This window comes from Bradyrhizobium embrapense, from assembly GCF_001189235.2.
Classification (GTDB): domain Bacteria; phylum Pseudomonadota; class Alphaproteobacteria; order Rhizobiales; family Xanthobacteraceae; genus Bradyrhizobium; species Bradyrhizobium embrapense.
This window is the reverse complement of the sequence record NZ_LFIP02000006.1, coordinates 254,726-273,242: the sequence shown is the minus strand read 5'-3', so window position 1 is coordinate 273,242 and position 18,517 is coordinate 254,726. Positions and strand designations below refer to the sequence as shown.

At 65.5% G+C, this 18,517-nt stretch carries 18 protein-coding genes; 9 read left to right on the top strand and 9 right to left on the bottom strand.

What is annotated here, in order from left to right:
- Nucleotides 1-219 precede the first annotated feature (219 nt).
- On the top strand, nucleotides 220-1,392 hold the full coding sequence (locus AKN83_RS26725) for a thiolase family protein (protein WP_050404413.1): 1,173 nt from the start codon (nucleotides 220-222) through the stop codon (nucleotides 1,390-1,392).
- Nucleotides 1,393-1,467: 75 nt separating this feature from the next.
- Here AKN83_RS26725 and AKN83_RS26720 read toward each other — a convergent pair whose 3' ends face one another.
- Complete coding sequence (locus tag AKN83_RS26720; protein ID WP_050404427.1) at nucleotides 1,468-1,923, bottom strand: MarR family winged helix-turn-helix transcriptional regulator; 456 nt, start codon at nucleotides 1,921-1,923, stop codon at nucleotides 1,468-1,470.
- 84 nt (nucleotides 1,924-2,007) lie between these two features.
- Here AKN83_RS26720 and AKN83_RS26715 point away from each other — a divergent pair, with 84 nt between their 5' ends.
- Nucleotides 2,008-3,435, top strand: a complete 1,428-nt coding sequence (locus AKN83_RS26715) for an MFS transporter (protein WP_050404414.1) — start codon at nucleotides 2,008-2,010, stop codon at nucleotides 3,433-3,435.
- 174 nt (nucleotides 3,436-3,609) lie between these two features.
- A complete protein-coding gene (locus AKN83_RS26710; protein ID WP_050404415.1) occupies nucleotides 3,610-5,286 on the top strand; it encodes a mucoidy inhibitor MuiA family protein in 1,677 nt (558 codons plus the stop codon).
- Between the two features lie 46 nt (nucleotides 5,287-5,332).
- Here AKN83_RS26710 and AKN83_RS39935 read toward each other — a convergent pair whose 3' ends face one another.
- The 6 genes from AKN83_RS39935 to hemP form a co-directional block, all read right to left on the bottom strand.
- The gene (locus AKN83_RS39935; protein ID WP_157113582.1) at nucleotides 5,333-6,061 is read right to left on the bottom strand and encodes a threonine/serine exporter family protein; all 729 of its coding nucleotides are present in this window, start codon (nucleotides 6,059-6,061) and stop codon (nucleotides 5,333-5,335) included.
- Nucleotides 6,058-7,410: an esterase-like activity of phytase family protein gene (locus AKN83_RS26700; RefSeq protein WP_050404417.1), complete on the bottom strand. Its 1,353-nt coding sequence runs from the start codon at nucleotides 7,408-7,410 to the stop codon at nucleotides 6,058-6,060. The genes AKN83_RS39935 and AKN83_RS26700 overlap by 4 nt, the downstream gene beginning before the upstream one ends.
- 108 nt (nucleotides 7,411-7,518) lie before the next feature.
- The gene (locus AKN83_RS26695; RefSeq protein ID WP_050404418.1) at nucleotides 7,519-8,322 is read right to left on the bottom strand and encodes a heme ABC transporter ATP-binding protein; all 804 of its coding nucleotides are present in this window, start codon (nucleotides 8,320-8,322) and stop codon (nucleotides 7,519-7,521) included.
- Nucleotides 8,319-9,419 (bottom strand): FecCD family ABC transporter permease, encoded by a 1,101-nt coding sequence (locus AKN83_RS26690; protein WP_050404419.1) that lies wholly within the window; start codon nucleotides 9,417-9,419, stop codon nucleotides 8,319-8,321. Before AKN83_RS26690 ends, AKN83_RS26695 begins: the two co-directional genes overlap by 4 nt.
- The gene (locus tag AKN83_RS26685; protein ID WP_063695544.1) at nucleotides 9,416-10,366 is read right to left on the bottom strand and encodes a heme/hemin ABC transporter substrate-binding protein; all 951 of its coding nucleotides are present in this window, start codon (nucleotides 10,364-10,366) and stop codon (nucleotides 9,416-9,418) included. Before AKN83_RS26685 ends, AKN83_RS26690 begins: the two co-directional genes overlap by 4 nt.
- A gap of 8 nt (nucleotides 10,367-10,374) precedes the next feature.
- Nucleotides 10,375-10,581, bottom strand: a complete 207-nt coding sequence (hemP, locus tag AKN83_RS26680; protein WP_050403255.1) for a hemin uptake protein HemP — start codon at nucleotides 10,579-10,581, stop codon at nucleotides 10,375-10,377.
- A 251-nt stretch (nucleotides 10,582-10,832) separates the two neighbouring features.
- Here hemP and AKN83_RS26675 point away from each other — a divergent pair, with 251 nt between their 5' ends.
- The 6 genes from AKN83_RS26675 (at nucleotide 10,833) to AKN83_RS26650 (ending at nucleotide 16,323) form a co-directional block, all read left to right on the top strand.
- Nucleotides 10,833-13,178 (top strand): TonB-dependent hemoglobin/transferrin/lactoferrin family receptor, encoded by a 2,346-nt coding sequence (locus AKN83_RS26675; protein WP_157113581.1) that lies wholly within the window; start codon nucleotides 10,833-10,835, stop codon nucleotides 13,176-13,178.
- A 146-nt stretch (nucleotides 13,179-13,324) separates the two neighbouring features.
- Nucleotides 13,325-13,657 (top strand): heme-degrading protein HmuQ, encoded by a 333-nt coding sequence (hmuQ, locus tag AKN83_RS26670; protein WP_050403256.1) that lies wholly within the window; start codon nucleotides 13,325-13,327, stop codon nucleotides 13,655-13,657.
- A gap of 47 nt (nucleotides 13,658-13,704) precedes the next feature.
- The gene (gene hutX, locus AKN83_RS26665) at nucleotides 13,705-14,178 is read left to right on the top strand and encodes a heme utilization cystosolic carrier protein HutX (protein ID WP_172803625.1); all 474 of its coding nucleotides are present in this window, start codon (nucleotides 13,705-13,707) and stop codon (nucleotides 14,176-14,178) included.
- Nucleotides 14,179-14,236: 58 nt separating this feature from the next.
- Nucleotides 14,237-14,989, top strand: a complete 753-nt coding sequence (gene exbB / locus AKN83_RS26660) for a tonB-system energizer ExbB (protein ID WP_050403257.1) — start codon at nucleotides 14,237-14,239, stop codon at nucleotides 14,987-14,989.
- A 3-nt stretch (nucleotides 14,990-14,992) separates the two neighbouring features.
- Nucleotides 14,993-15,439, top strand: a complete 447-nt coding sequence (exbD, locus tag AKN83_RS26655) for a TonB system transport protein ExbD (protein ID WP_050403258.1) — start codon at nucleotides 14,993-14,995, stop codon at nucleotides 15,437-15,439.
- 62 nt (nucleotides 15,440-15,501) lie between these two features.
- The gene (locus AKN83_RS26650; protein WP_050403259.1) at nucleotides 15,502-16,323 is read left to right on the top strand and encodes an energy transducer TonB family protein; all 822 of its coding nucleotides are present in this window, start codon (nucleotides 15,502-15,504) and stop codon (nucleotides 16,321-16,323) included.
- 220 nt (nucleotides 16,324-16,543) lie between these two features.
- On the opposite strand, the gene AKN83_RS26645 is transcribed toward AKN83_RS26650, so the two are convergent.
- Complete coding sequence (locus AKN83_RS26645) at nucleotides 16,544-17,386, bottom strand: carbohydrate ABC transporter permease (protein WP_244522116.1); 843 nt, start codon at nucleotides 17,384-17,386, stop codon at nucleotides 16,544-16,546.
- A gap of 40 nt (nucleotides 17,387-17,426) precedes the next feature.
- A complete protein-coding gene (locus AKN83_RS26640) occupies nucleotides 17,427-18,383 on the bottom strand; it encodes a carbohydrate ABC transporter permease (protein ID WP_050403286.1) in 957 nt (318 codons plus the stop codon).
- Between the last annotated feature and the right edge of the window lie 134 nt (nucleotides 18,384-18,517).

Here is an 18,517-nt window from a genome sequence, read left to right as displayed (position 1 = left end):
TGAGCGGCTCTCGTCATCGTCCGGGACGTGCCGGACATGACGATGAAGATACCGCTCAAGCACCTCCAAATTCCGATCTGCGGAACATGGCGCCGCCTCCGGGCCCGGAGGCGGCGTTTGTCGTTCGGGGGCGTCTGGTATCCCTGTTGCAGCGGCCAAAATATGTGTACGAAGGCGTCAAGACGCGCCACTATCCGGCGATCTCAGAGGGAGAAAACAATGCGTGAAGCCGTAATCGTTTCCTACGCGCGCACCGGCCTGGCGAAGTCCGGCCGTGGCGGATTCAACATCACCCCGCCGATGTCGCTTGCCGCGCATGCCATCAAGCACGCGGTCGACCGCGCCGGCGTCGACAAGGAGTACGTCGAGGATTGCTACCTCGGCAATTGCGCGCATGGCGCGCCGAACATCGGCCGCCAAGCGGCGCTGCTCGCCGGCCTGCCGAAGTCGACCGCCGGCGTCTCGGTGAACCGCTTCTGCTCATCGGGCCTGCAGACCATCGCGATGGCCGCCAACTCGATCCGTTCCGACGGCTCCGATTGCATCGTCGCCGGCGGCGTCGAGAGCATCTCGATGCCCGGCGGCGGCACGCCGAAGGAATCGATCGATCCGGACCTGCTCAAGACCGCGCCCGACATCTTCATGGCGATGATCGACACCGCCGACATCGTCGCCGAGCGCTACAAGGTCAGCCGCGAATACCAGGACGAGTATTCGCTGGAGTCGCAGCGCCGCATGGCGGCCGCGCAGCAGGCCAACAAGTTCAAGGACGAAATCGTCCCGATGAAGACCAAAATGAAGGTGGTCGACAAGGCGACCAAGGCCGAATCGATCGTCGACTACATCGTCGATCGCGACGAGTGCAACCGCCCCGAGACCACGCTGGAAGGCCTCGCCAAGCTCGAGCCGGTGAAGGGCCCGGGCAAGTACATCACCGCCGGCAACGCCAGCCAGCTGTCCGACGGCGCCGCCGCGGTGGTGCTGATGGAAGCCAAGGATGCCGAGAAGCGCGGCCTCAACCCGCTCGGCCGCTTCGTGGCCTGGGCCTCGGCCGGCTGCGAGCCCGACGAGATGGGCATCGGTCCGGTGTTCGCCGTGCCGAAGCTCTTGAAGCGCCACGGCCTGAAGATCGACGACATCGATCTCTGGGAGCTCAACGAGGCCTTCGCCAGCCAGTGCCTCTATTCGCGCGACCAGCTCGGCATCGATCCCGAGAAGTACAACGTCAACGGCGGCTCGATCGCAATCGGCCATCCCTTCGGCATGACCGGCGCCCGGCTTACCGGCCACCTCTTGCAGGAAGGCCGTCGCCGCAAGGCCAAGTGGGGCGTCGTGACCATGTGCATCGGCGGTGGTCAGGGCGGCGCAGGCCTGTTCGAGATCTACAGCTAAGCGCGATCGATCCTGATCGTGTCAGAACGAGCGGCCCGGCGGCAACGCCGGGCCGCTTTTATTTGAAGTCGGTTCTTACGCCGGCAAATCCGCCGCGCGTTCGCCGAACTCGAGCGCGGCGATCCGTTCGAGCGTCTGCCTGAGATCCGCGGCCTGCTTCGCGCCGAAGGCGGTCTCGAAGCGCTCCTGCGCCCCACGCCAGGCGGCCTGCGACTCGTCCAGCCGGGCTTCGCCGCGTTTGGTCAGCCGCACCAGGCGGCTGCGGCGGTCATTCTTGTCGACGGTGATGGTCAAGAGGCCGTCGCGCTCCAGCGGCTTGAGATTGTGGTTGAGCGCGGTGCGGTCGAGCACCAGGGCTGCGGCCAACTCACCCATCGTCGGCGCGCCCGAACGTCTGATGTGGACCAGAATGGCACGCTGCGTACCGCGCAGCCCGGATGTCGCAAGGACCTGATCGTAGAGCTGCGACACGCGCCGCGTCGCCTTGCGCAACGCCGTGAGATTACACCGGCCGGGTTCCGTTTTCACCATCGCTGCCTCCAAACGAGGCTTGACAGATACATGCATAATGCACCTATTGGCAATAGATGCATATGCAGGTACTTGGAGGGCGTGATGTCGAAGGTAGAGGCGGAGACCATCGGGTTGGCTGTCGGGACTGCTGCCCGGCCGCGATCCCGCGCCGCAACGCCGCGTCAGGTGCTTGCGATGGTATCGGTGGGCATCTGTCTCGCAAACCTCGACCTGTTCATCGTCAATGTCGGGCTGCCGAACATCGCGCAGGAATTCCGCGGCGCCTCGCTCGAGGATTTGTCCTGGATCCTCAATGGCTATGCGATCGTCTATGCGGCGCTGCTGGTTTTCTTCGGCCGACTCGCCGAACGCCATAGCCGCAATCTGAGTTTCCTGCTCGGCGTTGCGCTGTTCACGGCCGCGTCGGCGGCCTGCGCGCTTGCGCCCAACGTCGAATTGCTGGTCGCCGCCCGCATTGCGCAGGCCGCCGGTGCGGCATTGATGACCCCGACCTCGATCGGCCTGCTGCTGGCGTCGTTTCCGCCCGACCAGCGCGCCGGGGCGGTGCGCACCTGGACGGCGGTCGGCGGCCTTGCCGCCGCGCTCGGGCCGCTGGCGGGCGGCGTGCTCGTCACCTTCGACTGGCGCTGGATCTTCATCGTCAATGTCCCGATCGGTTTGGTCGCGCTCATCGTCGGCTGGCTGAAATTGCCGGAAGTGCCCGGTCACGAGGTGCCGCGCCCGAGTTCATGGGCGGCGCTGCTGGTCACCTGCGGCATCGGCGCGCTGACCCTTGCGATCGTGAAGGCCAATGACTGGGGATGGGGTTCGCGCGGTGTCGTGCTTGGCTTTGCCATCGCGGCCTTCTCGCTCGCGGCCTTTACGTGGCACTGCCTCAACTCGAAGAATCCCTTCGTCGATCCTGCCTTGTTCAAGGTGCGGCCGTTCACCGGGGCGACGTTCGTCATGGCGCCATACTCGGCGGCTTTCGGCGCGATGCTGCTGTCGGTGGCGCTGTGGGAGCAAACGGTGTGGGGCTGGTCGGCGCTGAAGACCGGCCTTGCGATCGCGCCGGGGCCGCTGCTTGTCCCGTTCACTTCGTTGTTGTTTGCCCGCCGCCTGATCGCACGATTTGGCGCCGCCGCCGTCGTGTCCGCCGGGATCGCGTCGTTCGCGGGCGGCCTCACGATCTGGGCGACGTGGCTTGGAATTGAGCCAAACATGCCTGCCTTTGTGGTCGGCATGATGTTCACTGGCATCGGCGTCGGGCTGACCTTTCCGACCCTGATGGGCGTCGGCGCGGGTTCGCTGCCACCATCGTCGTTTGCGACCGGCTCTGGGGTCATCAACATGATCCGGCAGGCGGCGCTCGCGATCGGCGTCGCGATCTTCGTCGCGATCCTGGCAACGCCGGTCTCGATGACCGAGCGGATCGCGGCGTTTCATCGCGGCTGGTGGATCATGATCGCCATCACCATTGCCGGCTTCGTGCCGAATTACCTGTTCATCCGGCGCAAGGCGGATCGCTAAACCCGAAGGACGCGGCTGCGCCACATGGCAGCCGCGAGGGCGCCATCGTCGCGCCGCACCGAAACCTCAATCGAACCAGTCGCTTCCTCGCTGCGTCTCACCACGAGAAACGGCCGCCCTTGAGCCGGGCGTGCCGTCGGTCTCGCGCGATGCGATGTTTCCCGGAGGGATGTGATGCGAAAGATTACGAATTGTCTTGTGACCACCAGCCTGGTGCTGGCGGGTGCGCTGGTTGCCGGGCCGCTGCATGCGGCCAATCTCGACGCGGCGTCGCAGGTTGACGCCGTCACCGTTTATCCCGATGGCGCGAGCGTCACCCGCGTCATCACGCTGGACCTGCCCGCCGGCGACAACACGCTGGTCGCGAAGGATTTCCCGATGGGCCTCGATCCATCCTCGCTCCGCGTGGAGGGCGAGGCGGGCGGCAGGCTGACGATCGGCGCGATCGACGCACGGCCGCCGCGCCCGGTGGAGCCGGCGAACCTGCCCGAGATCGACAGGCGGATCGAGGCGCTGCGGGATCAGCGCGAGGATCTGCAGGGGATCATCGCCTCGGCCGAGGCGCGGCGGAAATTCGCCGAGCATTTCGCCGAGGCTTCGCCGGTCGGGATCGGCGAGAAGGGCGAGGCGCGTCCGGTCAGCGAGTGGCGCGCCGCGTTCTCCGCAGTCGGCGACGAAGTCGCGACCGCCGCCACCGCGATCCGCGACGCCGCGCGCAAGCAGCGCGACATCGATCGCGAGATCGCGCGCCTCGAAGCCGATCGCGCCGCCAAGCCGCCGAGCAAGCTCGAGGTGCGGATCGAGTTGGCCTCCGCCGCCGCGACCCGTGCGACATTGCGGGTGACCTATGCGGTGCGCAACGCCCGCTGGATGCCGCTTTACGACGCCCGCCTCGATACCGGCGCCAAGGATCGCAAGCCGGCGATCGAACTGGTGCGCCGCGCCGAGATCACCCAGTCGACCGGCGAAGACTGGTCGAACGTTGCGCTCGCCGTCTCCACCGTGCGCGTCGCCCGCGGCGGCAGCGCGCCCGATCTCCATTCGCTGATCGTGCAGTATCCGCAGCCGCGGCCGGTGGCGGTCGCTGGCAAGGTGCTGGACAGCGTGCAACAGCGCGCGGCTTTGGCGCCCGCACCAGCGGCCGACGCACTCAGGGAATTCCGCCTTGGTGCAGGGGCGCTCATAGCGGAACAGGAAGCCACCGCCGACGTCGGTGCCTTCCAGGCCACCTTCAAGATTCCCGGCCGCGTCAGCGTCTCCGCCAATGAGGGCGCCAAGAGCCTGCGCATCTCCACAGTGACGATCGCCCCCGATCTCGCAATCCGCGCCGTGCCGGCGATTGATCCGACAGCGTTCCTGGAGGCGAGCTTCGTGCAGTCCGACGAAGCGCCGCTATTGCCGGGGCAGGTCTCGATCTATCGCGACGGCATCTTTGTCGGCCGCAGCCGGATGGCGACCGCCGCCAAGGACGAGACCGTGCGGCTCGGCTTCGGCGCCGACGACAAGGTCAAGATCGAGCGCACGGTGGTGAAGCGCAATGAGGGCTCCGCCGGCCTAATCGTGACCACGTCGAAGACCGACGAGCGTGCGTTCAAGACCACGGTACGCAACGGCCACGATTTCCCGATCAAGGTCGCGATCCAGGACCAGCTCCCGGTCAGCGAGAACGATGATATCGTGGTCGAGATGTTGTCGTCGTCGACGCCTGCGACGACGACCAATCTGCGCGACAAGCGCGGTGTGCTGGAATGGGCGTTCGAGGCCAAGGCCGGCGAGGTCCGTGACATCAATTTCGCCTGGCGGATGCGCTGGCCCAAGGACAAGGGCGTCGTGATGGTGCCGGCGGGCTGATCTGCATCGGGTGCACGAGGAGTGACGCTTGGCGGGAGGGCGCGGGCTAGAAGCCGGCGTCCTCCTCCAGCCATTGCTGGTTGTCCCAGCGTGCGCGGCGGCTGGCGACATAGTCGCGAACATCGTCCATGAACCGCACCTTGCTGGCGAGTGCGCCGATGAAAGCGGCGACCGTCGCGATCAAGGGCCATAGATGCATCAGCAGGGAGGCGGGTATCTGGTTGGCAAATCCAGCCTGCAGCGCGCTGGTGACCAGATAAGCCAACACGCCCCACGCCGCGGCCAAAATCGTTGCCACGACCTCATAACTGTTTTGATGAAATCTCACCAACCGTCGCATCAACGCGAGGTAGGCAAAATAGACGATCACGCCGAGAAACAAGGCGACCAATCCCGGCGGAAGTCCCCAGCTCTGGTCCCAGCCCAGATACGCAACGAAGCCCGCGGCAATGAACGCCTCGATGTAGGTCAGGCTGGATTTTTCTCTCATGATTTGCCCCAAGCGATTCAAGTATCCGCCGAGGCTATCATCATCTAGCGCGTTGCTAGAAGTGTAATCGTCAAACAACTTTTCGATTATGCTTGATCTGCTCGTCGCGCTGGCCGGCGTCGAGGAGACGGGACCAACTCCCGTAAGTTCGCTGTCATGCCCTGCCTTGAGCGGGGCATCCAGTACGCCGCGGCCTTTCGCGGGAACGACAACTGCCTCTGGAATACTGGATCGCCCGGTCGAGGCCGGGCGATGACACCGTGTTTGCGGCGAACGCGCCGTCACTTCGCCTTCAGGAAGTCGCCGACTTCGAGCAGCACGAACTCGTCGTCATCGGCCTTGTTCGGATCGCGGCTCGAGGAGAACGGCAGGTTGTTGTCGTTAGCAACGATGATGTGGGTCTCGTCGACGCGGTCGACGTTCTCGATGGTGAAGAACGGGAAGGTGTAGACACCGTCGTTGAGCGGCTTGCGCGCCTTCTTGTTGGGATCGCGGATCTTCATAAGATCGATATAGGCGATCTTGCGCACCGGCTTGCCGACATTGGCGTCCGACAGCTCGATCTTGTAGACCCGCTTGAACTTGGCGAGATCAGGGAAGCAGTTCTCGCCGCGCTGGCCTTGCGGGCAGGCCTTGTCGGCGGTGCCCTCGCCATTGTCGCGCTCGATCACGAGGCCCTGGACCGGATCGATCATATTGAAGTCGCCGATCGCATTGCCGTTCTGCTCGAATACATACTGCCAATAGCGCCCGGTGAACTTCTCCGCCGCGACGTCGAATTCGAGGATGCGCGAGGCTTCCTTGCCGTCGATCTTCTCCCAGTCCTTCTTGTCGGCATCCCACAGCGGCCCTTCGAGCAGGCCGTAGAGGAATTTGCCGTCCTTGGAGGACGCAAAGCCCTCAAAACCCTTGGAGCGGCGCAGATTGACGTTGGTGTAGGTGGCGCCGGGCGCGCCGGGTGATTGCACGGCCCAGTGGTCCGGCGAGCGCACCGGCTTGCCGTCGGCGACCGTCTCGAACACGGCGAGGATCTTGCCGCTCTTGTCGGCCTTGAGGATATAGGGCCCGAATTCGTCGCCGATCCAGAAGGTGTCGTTGATGATCTGGAAGCCCTCGGTGTCGAAGTCGGCGCCGGTCAAATAGCGCTTGGCGGTGTCCTCATGCACGATGCGGAACGGCACCTTCTTGTCGGGATCGTGCAGGAACACGGTCTCCTGGCGTTCGATCTTGCCGCCGGCCCAATCCATCTTGTAGCGGTTCAGGTAGAGCATCGAGTCCGCCGAGTTGTAGCGCGCGCCCATGCCGTTGTCGGTGATCACCCAGAACGAGCCGTCGGGCATCGCCTTGATGCCGGAATTGCCCTGCAGCGGCTGGCCCTTGAACGGCAGCGATACGCCGGTCGGCCGCTCGTAGGACTTGCCCATCACGGTGCCGATCGTATCGACGCGCTTGCCTGTGGTGTACTTGCCCGAGGTCTTCAAATCGTTCGGGGCATCGGCGGGGGCGTCGGTGAAGCTCTCCGCCGGCATCACGGCGTGTCCTGCCAGCGTCGCCGGGAATTCGCCCTCGCTCTGCGCGAACGCCGGCGTGGCGAGCAGGATCGAGGCGACGGAACAGAGCAATGACAGGCGCATGGTTGATCTCCCAAAGGACAAACGATGCGGTGTTCTCCGAGCTGCCTGTTACAGCCGGCTGACAGTTTTGTGAATCGCCGATGTTGCGACGCGATAAGGCTTGCGGCGTTACGTCGCCTTGTCCGCCGGCCGCATCGTCTGCGGCAGCAGGAACGGCACGCCACCCCCGGTATGACCGATCGTGGCGTCGATCTCGAATACCTTGCGAAGCATATCGGCCTGCATCGCGGCGGCGCGGTCGCCGTCGACGGCCAGGCGTCCGCGATGCAGCAGCAGGATGCGGTCGGCAAACCGCATCGCGAGATTGAGGTCGTGCAAGATCGCGATCACGGCGGTGCCGCGCGCGGCGCGCCGCCGGGCGGTCTCGACGAGGTCGATCTGATGCCGCAGATCGAGGCTCGATGTCGGCTCATCCAGCAACAACAGCCCCGGCCCATGCAGCGCCTCGCCGCAGGCGAGCTGCACCAGCACGCGGGCGAAATGCGCGCGTTGCTGCTCGCCACCGGACAGCGTCGGCAACTGCCTGAAACGGAAATGCGCCAGCGCGACCTCGTCCAGCGCGGCGGCGACCAGCGCCCGCGTCACCGCGCGCGGGCTTTCGCCGGCGCCCATGCTGACGATCTCCTCGACCGTGAACGGGAAGCTGACGTTGACGTGCTGCGACAGCATCGCACGGTGCTGCGCCAATTCGCGCGGACCATAGGCGCTGAGGTCGCGCTGCCTGAGCCGGATCGTTCCGCGCGACGGACGGAGATCGCCCGACAGCATCCGCAGCAAGGTCGATTTGCCGGCGCCGTTGGGGCCCACGATCGCGACCATCTCGCCGGCGCCGATCTGCAGCGAGACCGCATCGACCAGGATGGCGCCACTGGTCGTCATCGATACCGACTGCGCCTCCAGCAGCGCGCTCACAGCGACACCAGTCCGCGCTGGCGCAGCAGCATGGCGAGGAAGAACGGCGCGCCGATCGCGGCGGTCAGGATGCCGATCGGCATCTCAGCGGGCGCCACGATGGTGCGCGCCACCGTGTCAGCGCCGACCAGCAGGATCGCGCCGAGCAATGCGGACGCCGGCAGCAGCAGGCGATGCGAGGGGCCGACCACCAGCCGCAGCAGATGCGGCACCACGATGCCGACGAAACCGACCACGCCGCAGACCGAGACCGCGACGCCGGTCATCGCCGACACCAGCACGATCGAGATCCGCTTCAGCCGTTCGACATCGACGCCGCTGTGAAACGCCTCGGCCTCGCCGAGCACCAGCACGTCGAGCCCGCGCGCAATCCAGAGGCAGGTGATCAGAGCAATGGCCAGCACCGGCGCCAGCGCCGTGAGCTTGCTCCAGGTCGCGCCGCTCAGCGAACCCAGCATCCAGAAGGTGATGTCGCGGAGCTGGTGGTCATCGGCGACGAAGACCAAGACGCCGATGCCGGCATTGGCGATCGCGGCAATCGCGAGCCCGGCCAGCAGGAAGATCGCAATCGAGGTCCGGCCGCCGCGGCTGGCGATGCCATACAGCACGACGGTCGTGATCAGCGAACCGGCGAAAGCCGCGATCGGCAGCAGTTGATGCTGCAGGAAGCGCAGGCTCTCGCCGAGATGGCTGTCGGTGAAGACGATCGCCACTGCGGCGGCAAACGCGCCGCCGGAGGAGACGCCGACCAGCGCGGGGTCTGCGAGCGGGTTGCGGAACAGGCCCTGCATGATTGTACCCGATAGGGCAAGGAGTCCGCCGACCATCGCGGCAGCCGCGATCCGCGGGATCCGGATCGACCACACCACGAGCTGGTCGCGCGCGAGCAGCGGGTTGGCCATGCCGTCGGTCCATAGCCCGAGCGCGGCGGGCAGCCGTGCCAATGGAATGCCGGCAGCCCCGACCGTCAGGGCGACCAGCGCGCTTGCCGCGAGCGCCGCAATCAGGCAGAGCAAAACGAGTGTCGCCGCCGGCCGCAGCGACATGCCGGAGCGCCGTTGGGTCGCACGCGTGCGGCGTTCGGCCAGCACGCTCATTGCCGGCAGCTCGCGGTCAGCGCCGCCGGCTTGAAGCTGGCGGCCTCCGGCGCCAGCGCCGGATAGAGCTTGACCGAGAGGTCGCGCGCCGCCGCCGCGGTGCGCGGGCCGAAGCCGAGCAGATAGAGCCCATCCATCGAGATGAAGGCCTTGTTGGCCGCGACCGATGTCAGCGCGAAGGCCGGATGCGCGAACACGGCCTCCGACGTCAGCGAGTCCTTGCCGCGATCGATCGACAGCACGACGTCCGGTTTCGCCGCCACGATAGCCTCGTCATTGACCGGCTTGTAGCCGTCGTAACCATCGATCGCGTTGACGCCGCCCGCGAGCTGGATGATCTCGTCGGCAGCGGTCTTGTGGCCCGCGGCCAGCGCCCGGCCGTTCAACAGCGACATCACGAACATCACGCGCACCGGTTTCGTGACCTTGGCGCGCAACGCGCGCAGTTGCGCGAGGTCGCTCTCCACCGCCGTGGCGAGGCAAGCGGCGCGGGCATCGGCGCCCATGGCATGGCCGACAAGCTTTATCTTCTCGACCAGCCCGGCTTCCGAGAACGTCTCCGGCACCAGCACCAGCGGCACTTTCGCCGCTTCCAGCACGTCCATAGTCTCCTTCGGCCCGGAGCCCTGCACCGCAAGCACCAGCGACGGATGCAGGCCGAGTACGCCCTCCGGCGACAACTGGCGCATGTAGCCGACGTCGGGCTTCTCACGCAGCGCGGACGGCGGGTCGAGGCTGGTCGCATCGACGCCGGCGATGCGGTCCTCGAAGCCGAGCGCATAGAGGATCTCGGTGATCGCGCCGCCGATCGAGACGATCCGCGTGGGATCGTCGATCACGACGTCGCGGTCGCGCGCGTCATGCACGGTGATGCCCTCGGCCATTGCTGCGCCCGTCGGCAGCAGACAGGTGAGTGCGAGCAGGGCGAGCGTGCGACAAATTGTCATCGGGGCCGTCACTTGGTCAGGATCAGCTTGTTCTGCGAGGTCAGCCGCAAGCGGTAATGCTCTTCGCCATGCACGATGATGATCTCGCGCTCGGTCGAGAACAGCTCGCGGCTGTCGAGGCGATTGCCGTGCATGACGAGCGCTTTGGCGGCGTCAGACGCTGATACGGCCGGCTTTCCCGCCGCGCCGGTGTTGTCTCCGGAAGTTGCCGACATGCTCGTGGTGCTGCGCCTTCGAAACCTTCAAATGATGCTTGCTTGTACAAGCGGGCGAAGGCGCATTCCAACGGCCGCACTTTACAATCGATGTAAACAGCGCCGCCGCATTCTTGACCATTTTGTTGCCGGCTCGTAACCAATCATCACACGATGCAAGTGTGTGACTTGCATCGCGACGTAGCCAGCAAGCCGCTCGGTGGAGCGCACGCCAGCCAAACCAGAAGAGCGATGATCGGGCTGGGGCTAGAATGGCTGACGGGGCTAGGGTTTCGCGCGCCTTGATGTTGGGCGCGTCTGTATTTTCATTTTCGGCAGCGCTGCCGGCAAGCGGTTTGGCGCAAACCGCCGATGCGTCGGCGGCGCGCCCCGCGTCCGAGCGGCCGAAGCAGGCCAAGCGGAAGCCGAAGCCCGCGGCCGAACCGCAGGCGGCGGCGCCTGCGGTGAATGCGAGCGCGCAGATCGGCGCGGTGCCGGTGCAATCGCTCGACACCATCACGGCCGTCGCGTCCAAGACCGAGGAGCGCGCGATCGACGCGCTGGCGCCGGTCAGCTCGGTCACGCTGGAGAAAATTCAGGGCCTGCAGCCGAACCGGGTATCCGACATCTTCTATAACGTGCCCGGCGTCTCGTTCCAGGAACGCGGCGACGATCCGGCAACCGTGATCAACATCCGCGGTTTGCAGGATTTTGGCCGCGTCGCCATCGTGGTCGACGGCGCGCGGCAGAACTATCAACGCACCGGCCACAACGCCAACGGCTCGTTCTTCCTCGATCCCGAATTGATCGGCGGCGTCGACGTGGTGCGCGGCCCGACCGCGAACATCTACGGCTCCGGCGCGATCGGCGGCGTGGTCTCGTTCCGCACCAAGGACATCGACGATGTGGTGCGTCCCGGCGAGCGCTGGGGCGTCGACATGTCGGGCTCCTACGGGTCCAACAAAGACCGCGGCATGGGCTCGGTGTTCGGCGGCGTGCGCGTCGATCCGAATGTCGACGTGTTCGGCGGCGCGGTCTATCGCACCCAGAGCAACTACAAGGACGGCGCAGGCACCGAGATCGGCAACACCGGCAACGATATCGCGGCCGGCCTGATGAAGGTGACGATCCGCCCGGCCGAAGGTCACGAGTTCAAGATCGGCGGTGTCTTCCAGGACTACCAGTACAATATCGGTCAGCAAAACCGCGGCCCGACCACGACGGCGGCGCCGCTGGCAGCGATCGCAGGCTCCTCGGTCTACGCTTCCGATGCAAGGAATTACACGGGCACGCTGAGCTGGCGATATTCGAAGCCCGACGACATGCTGTTCGACTGGAACATCTCGGTCTACGGCAACAGCACCGACAACGACCAGGTCAAGACCTACAACAACCGTATCACGTCAGGCGGCGGCGTCTGCACGCTCGCCAATCCCGGCAACAACATCTCCGGCTGCGTCGGCGACAAGCGCGGCTATTCGCTCGACACCGTCGGCCTCGACGTCAACAACACCTCGCGCTTCAACTTCGGCGACTGGCGCAACGCCGTGACCTACGGCTTCGACGCCTTCCGCGACGATGTCGAGACCTTCGACTCGCGCGGCAATTCCAACATCACGACGCCCGGCGGCCAGCGTACGGTGTCCGGCGGCTTCGTGCAGTTGAAGCAGAACTATTCGAGCTGGCTCGAACTCGTCAGTGCGGTCCGCTACGACCATTACGAGCTCAGCTCGATCAACACCACGACCGGCGGCGATCGGCTGTCGCCGAAGATCGCGCTCAGCGTCACGCCGGTGACCGGCTTCACGCCCTATGTCAGCTATGCCGAAGGCTATCGCGCGCCGTCGATCACCGAGACGCTGATCGCGGGCGGCCATGCCACCGGCGGCGGGCCGGCGCTGTTCAACTGCCCCGACGGCACCAGCGGCCTGTTCTGCTTCCTGCCAAATGCGGCGCTGCGGCCCGAGGTCGGCAAGAACAAGGAAGCCGGCATCAATTTGAAGTATGACGGCATCTTCACCGCGAATGATTCATTCCGTGGCAAGATCAACGTGTTCCACAACGACGTCGATGGCTACATCGACCTCGTCGCGTCGGCGCCGACCACGACGCCGTTCGGACGCTTCAGCCAATTCTACCAGTACCAGAATATCGCCCACGCCCGCATCGAGGGCTTTGAGCTCGAGACGATGTATGATGCAGGTGACTGGTTCGTTGGCGTCGCCGGCCATCTGATGCGCGGCCGGAACACCGCGACCAATGTCGGGCTCGCCACCATCACGCCGCGCAAGGTGACAACGACGGGCGGCGTCCGCCTGCTCGACCGCTCGCTGATCATCGCCGCGCAATGGTCCTCGTTCGGTGCCAACAACGACCCGCCGGCGGGCTATCTGCCCTCGACCGGCTACGAGCTGGTCAATCTCTATCTGACCTGGAACGCCACCAAGGACATCACCTTCACGGCGTCGGTCGACAATCTCTTGAACCAGTACTATCGGCCCTATGCGATCCCGGGTTCCTCAAGCGACGGCACGACGCAAAACGACGTGCTGTTCTCGAGCCCCGGTCCGGGCACCGTCTACAAGGCCGGGCTGAAGATTCACCTAGGTGGAGCGTGACGCGACCAGCCGATCAATCCATCCAGGTTGCTCCGGCCGCGCTGGTGCCCCGGCGCGGCCTTGGCGCATTCCTTGGCGCATTCATGATATCAACGAGATCAACCGGCAGGATGCGAGGCATCCGCCGTCAAACAGGAGAAGGCTTCATGTTCATCGCAATGAACCGGTTTCAGGTGATCAGGGGCAAGGAGCAGGCGTTCGAGACGGTCTGGAAGACCCGCGAATCCTATCTCGGCGATCTGCCGGGCTTCATCGAGTTTCACCTCGTGAAGGGCCCCGAGGCCGAGGATCATACGCTCTACGCGACCCACACGGTGTGGGCCAGCAAGGCGGCATTCGAGGATTGGACCAAGTCCGAAGCGTTCCGCCGCGCGCATTCTCGCGCCGGCAACGAGACCGGCGGCAGCCTCTATCTCGGCCATCCCCGATTCGAAGGCTTTGAGGTGCTGATCACCGAGCGCGCCAAGAGCCCGGCGTGACGGAGGCGGCCGTGCAGAACGCGGAGCCAGCCGGGTTGACGGCCTACATGGCCGACAATCCCGGCGCTGTCATCGAGGACGTCGCGCGCGAGCGCAACGTGACGCCGCGCGCGGTGCTGGAGGCGCTGCCGGGCAACATGGTGCGGTTCGGTGCCGGTGAGTTCGCCGCCGCGATGCACGACATCGCGGAATGGGGCGAGGTGATGCTGATCGTGCACACCGATGACGCGATCTTCGAGTTCACCGGCGCCATACCGAAAGGCGAGGTGGGCCGCGGCTATTTCAACCTGATGCAGCCGAAGGGCCTGCACGGCCACCTCCGGCATGAGCGCTGTGCGGCGATCGCGTTCGTCGAGCGGCCCTTCATGGGCAAGGTGTCGGCCTTCATCGCCTTCATCAATCTCGACGGCGGCATCATGTTCAAGGTGTTCGTCGGCCGCGACGAGACGCGCGCGCTGCGCAGTGATCAGCTGGCACGTTTCCACGCGCTGGCAGACCGCCTCGCACCGAAGGCGGGCTGAGACCGACGAAGGACGGGAGGCGACCATGTCGCATCGCTGGCTTGGGCGACGGATCGGGATGTTGGCCGGGGCCACGTTCGCAATGCTGCCGGGCGCGAGCCTTGCCGCAGCCGACGCCGCGCTGCTGCCGCGCAATCTCTCGCCCTGGGGCATGTTCGAGAACGCCGACATCGTCGTCAAGGCTGTCATGATCGGCCTCGCCTTCGCCTCGCTCGTCACCTGGACGGTCTGGCTCGCCAAGACCGTCGAGATCCGCCGCAAGACCACGCTCGCCCGGCAACGGATCGGGCTGCTGGAGCGCGACACGCAGCTTGCCGAGGTCGAGCAGGCTAGCCGCGACGGCAGCGATGCCGTCGCGCAGATCGTGCAGTCGGCGTCGCGCGAGGCCGCGCTGTCCGGCGGCATGTTCGACGACGGCTTCAAGGAGCGCATCGCGCTGCGGCTCGAGCGGGTCGAGGCGGCGATGTCGCGGCAGATCGCGCGCGGCACCGGGGTGCTCGCCACGATCGGCGCCACGGCGCCGTTCGTCGGCCTGTTCGGCACGGTGTGGGGCATCATGAACGCCTTCATCGGCATCTCCGAGGCCCATACCACCAATCTTGCGGTGGTCGCGCCTGGCATCGCCGAGGCGCTGCTGGCGACCGCGCTCGGCCTGGTGGCTGCTATCCCGGCGGTCGTGATCTACAATCATCTGACCCGCTCGATCGCGGCCTACCGAGCGCTGCTCGGCGACGCCTCTGTCATGGTGATGCTGCTGGTCAGCCGCGAGGGCGATCGCAGCCTGTTCCGGCTGGCGCGCGCCGCGGAGTAGCCAATGGGTGCGAAGCTCGGATCGGGCGGCGCATTCGGTGGCCGGCGTCGCGGTGACGACGATCTGGCCGAAGCGCATGAGATCAACGTCACGCCGTTCATCGACGTGATGCTGGTGCTGCTGATCATCTTCATGGTGGCGGCGCCGCTTGCGACCGTCGACCTCGGCGTCGATCTGCCGGCCTCGACCGCCGAGCCGCAGCCGCGGCCGGACAAGCCGGTGTTCGTCACGGTGAAATCAGACCTTTCGGTCGCGGTCGGCGAGGATCTGATCGCGCGCGATGCGCTGACCTCGGCGCTCGATGGCGCCACGCAGGGCAAGAAGGACGAGCGCATCTTCCTGCGCGCCGACAAGGCGGTCAGCTATGGCGACCTGATGGAGGTGATGAACCTGCTGCGCAATGCCGGCTATCTCAAGATCGCGCTGGTCGGCCTCGACGGACGCAGCTAGCGCATGATCCGGAGTGGATACCGGTTTTCCGGCAGGATCATGCGCCAACAAGACATGTTCCGATGAACGCGTATGCGCTTCATGATGCGGGCGACGATACCAGGCTGCGGCGGTGGGGCCTGTCGGCGGCCGCCATCCTGGCCGCGCATGCGGCGCTGATCGCGCTCGGCATCACCTGGGTGTCGGCGCCGTCGCCCGGTGTGGCGGTGCCCGCCGTGCTGGTCGACCTGACGCCGATCACATCGGCGCCGACGATTTCCGAGACCGAGCTACCGCCGGGCCTGGCGATGCAGGAGGCCGATGCCTCGCCGCCGGAGCCTGCCGCCGCGCAGCCCGTTCCGGAGGAGATCGCGCCGACGCCACTGCAGGAAAAGCCCGAGGTGACGGCGCCGCCGGAGCAGAAGCCGCAAGCCACGCCGCCGAAGCCCGAGCCTGCGCAACTGGTTCCGGAGCGGAATCCCGAACCTATCAAGCCGAAGGTGGTCCGCCGGGAAGCAAAGAGGCCGTCAGAGGCGACGCCGGCGCCGCGCACCAGCGCGCCGAGCCGGGCCGAACGCCAGGCGCCGGCGGCATCCGCGATCAGCGCCGGCGCCGCGGCGTCGGCGATCGCAGCCTACAACGCACGCGTCCGCGCGCATCTCTTGCGCTTCCATGCCTATCCGGCCGGCGGCAACGGCCAACGCGGCGTGGTCCGCCTGGTGTTTACGCTCGGCCGCGGCGGGCAGGTGTTGTCGAGCCATCTTGGCGGCTCATCCGGCAATCCGACCTTCGACGCGCGGGCGCTGGCGATGGTGCGCCAGGCTCAGCCGTTTCCGGCGTTTCCATCCGAGGCCGCGCAGGGCTCGATGGCTTTCAGCGTGCCGGTGGCGTTCGTGCCGCGCTAGAGAATGATCCGGAACAGTGTGAAGCGGTTTTCCGAAAAGACCATGCTCAAACAAGAAGCTAAAGCGCGATGACGATTCAACCCAATCTCATCGCGCTTTAGTCTTAGCCACATCTGTCATGACAAGGAGCGAAGCGACCAAGCAATCCATCGGCCCGCACATGCGGTGCAATGGATTGCTTCGCTTCGATCGCAATGACGAGGATGGGCTGTGCCCCCAGCTACTCCTTCACCGCCCCCGTCAGCGACGACACGTAGTAGTCGACGAATAGCGAATAGAACAGCGCGACCGGCAGCGAGCCGAGCAGGGAGCCCGCCATCAGCGCGCCCCACTGGTAGACGTCGCCGGTGACGAGTTCGGTCAGGATCGCGACCGGCACGGTCTTGTTGGCGCCGCTCTGGATGAAGGCGAGCGCGTAGATGAACTCGTTCCAGGACAGCGTGAAGGAGAAGATGCCGGCCGAGATCAGGCCGGGCACCGCCAGCGGCAAGGTGATCCGCCACAGGATCTGCAGCCGCGTCGCGCCGTCGACCAGCGCGCATTCCTCGAGCTCATAGGGGATCGACTTGAAATAGCCGATCAGCAGCCAGGTGCAGAACGGCACCAGGAAGGTCGGATAGACCAGGATCAGCGCCAGCGGCGAATCGAACAGGCCGAACTGCACGATCACGGTGGCGAGTGGAATGAACAGGATCGACGGCGGCACCAGATAGGCGAGATAGATGCCGAGCCCGACATAGGGGCTGCCGCGGAAGCGCAGCCGCTCGATCGCGTAGGCGGCCAGCGTCGAGGCGAACAGCGACAGGAAGGTCGCGCCGATCGCGACCAGCATGGTGGTTTTCAGCCAGCGCGGATACGAGGTGTCGAACAACAGATGCTTGACATGCGCGAGCGTCGGCGAGGTGATCCAGAACGGATTGTGCTCCTTGTAGTTCAGGAGCTCCGCGTTCGGTTTGAACGAGGTGATCGCCATCCAGTAGAACGGGAACAGCAGGATCAGGACGAAGCAGGCGAGCGGCAGATAGATCATCACTGCGCGCCGGGCGCCTGAGTCCCACGACATCGTGTCCGGTGCGGCGCGGGCGACGTTCGATGCTGCGACGTCAGTCATTGGCTTCTCCCTGCTGCCATTTGCGTCGCGCGAGGCCGAAATAGCTGAACAAGGTCGCGAACACCAGGAACGGGATCATCGAGACCGCGATCGCCGCACCTTCGCCGAGCTCGCCGCCGGCGATGCCGCGCTGGAATGCCAGCGTCGCGAGCAGATGGGTCGAATTGACCGGGCCGCCGCGGGTGATGGCGTAGACCAGCTGGAAGTCGGTGAAGGTGAAGATGATCGAGAACGTCATCACGATCGCCAGGATCGGCATCATCATCGGGAAGGTGATGTAGCGGAAGCGTTGCCAGGAGGTGGCGCCGTCGAGCATCGCCGCTTCATAGAGCGAAGGCGAGATGGTCTGCAGCCCGGCCAGCAGCGAGATCGCGACGAACGGGATGCCGCGCCAGATATTGGCCGCGATCAGCGAGAACCGCGCCGGCCAGGGCGAGCCGAGAAAGTCGACATTGCTGTCGCGCAGGTGCAGCACCTCGACCAGCAGATAGGAGATGATCGAGAATTGCGGATCGTAGATCCACCAGAACGCCAGCGCGGAGAGCACTGTCGGCACGATCCATGGCAGCAGCACGATGGCCCGGATCAGGCTCTTGAGCGGGAAATGGTTGTTGAGCAGCAGCGCCAGCCAGAAGCCGAGCGCGAATTTTCCGAAGGTTGCGACCGCGGTGTAGAAGATCGAGTAGAACACCGCGTTCCACCACAAGGGATCCTTGAGCAGATACTGGAAGTTCTCCAGCCCGATATAGACGCCGCGCTGGCCGATCGTGGTGTCGGTGAAGGCGAGCCAGATGCCGAGGCCGAGCGGATAGGTGAGGAACACCAGCAGCAGGCCGATCGCGGGCGCCAGGCACATCACGATCAGGAACGGCTTGTAGTCGAACAGGCGTGCCAGCCAGCCCGGTTGCCGGAGCGCGTGTCCTCGCGAAGGTAGCGTCGTTACAGACATCCGATGCTCGTCCGCTGTGGTCATTGCGAGGAGCTCGCGACAAAATTGCGAAGCAATTTTGCGCTGAAGCGACGAAGCAATCCATTCCTCCGCTGTGGCGCTATGGATTGCTTCGCTTCGCTCGCAATGACGGT

Bases quoted from the DNA above. Each gene is read 5' to 3' on its own strand.
- AKN83_RS26720 (WP_050404427.1), bottom strand. From the start codon at position 1,923: ATGGTGAAAACGGAACCCGGCCGGTGTAATCTCACGGCGTTGCGCAAG.
- AKN83_RS26645 (WP_244522116.1), bottom strand. From the start codon at position 17,386: ATGTCGTGGGACTCAGGCGCCCGGCGCGCAGTGATGATCTATCTGCCG.
- AKN83_RS26685 (WP_063695544.1), bottom strand. From the start codon at position 10,366: ATGACAATTTGTCGCACGCTCGCCCTGCTCGCACTCACCTGTCTGCTG.
- AKN83_RS26650 (WP_050403259.1), top strand. From the start codon at position 15,502: ATGAACGCGTATGCGCTTCATGATGCGGGCGACGATACCAGGCTGCGG.
- hutX (WP_172803625.1), top strand. From the start codon at position 13,705: ATGGCCGACAATCCCGGCGCTGTCATCGAGGACGTCGCGCGCGAGCGC.
- AKN83_RS26690 (WP_050404419.1), bottom strand. From the start codon at position 9,419: ATGAGCGTGCTGGCCGAACGCCGCACGCGTGCGACCCAACGGCGCTCC.
- AKN83_RS26715 (WP_050404414.1), top strand. From the start codon at position 2,008: ATGTCGAAGGTAGAGGCGGAGACCATCGGGTTGGCTGTCGGGACTGCT.
- AKN83_RS26700 (WP_050404417.1), bottom strand. From the start codon at position 7,410: ATGCGCCTGTCATTGCTCTGTTCCGTCGCCTCGATCCTGCTCGCCACG.
- AKN83_RS26675 (WP_157113581.1), top strand. From the start codon at position 10,833: ATGGCTGACGGGGCTAGGGTTTCGCGCGCCTTGATGTTGGGCGCGTCT.
- exbB (WP_050403257.1), top strand. From the start codon at position 14,237: ATGTTGGCCGGGGCCACGTTCGCAATGCTGCCGGGCGCGAGCCTTGCC.
- AKN83_RS26710 (WP_050404415.1), top strand. From the start codon at position 3,610: ATGCGAAAGATTACGAATTGTCTTGTGACCACCAGCCTGGTGCTGGCG.
- exbD (WP_050403258.1), top strand. From the start codon at position 14,993: ATGGGTGCGAAGCTCGGATCGGGCGGCGCATTCGGTGGCCGGCGTCGC.
- hemP (WP_050403255.1), bottom strand. From the start codon at position 10,581: ATGTCGGCAACTTCCGGAGACAACACCGGCGCGGCGGGAAAGCCGGCC.
- hmuQ (WP_050403256.1), top strand. From the start codon at position 13,325: ATGTTCATCGCAATGAACCGGTTTCAGGTGATCAGGGGCAAGGAGCAG.
- AKN83_RS26725 (WP_050404413.1), top strand. From the start codon at position 220: ATGCGTGAAGCCGTAATCGTTTCCTACGCGCGCACCGGCCTGGCGAAG.
- AKN83_RS26640 (WP_050403286.1), bottom strand. From the start codon at position 18,383: ATGTCTGTAACGACGCTACCTTCGCGAGGACACGCGCTCCGGCAACCG.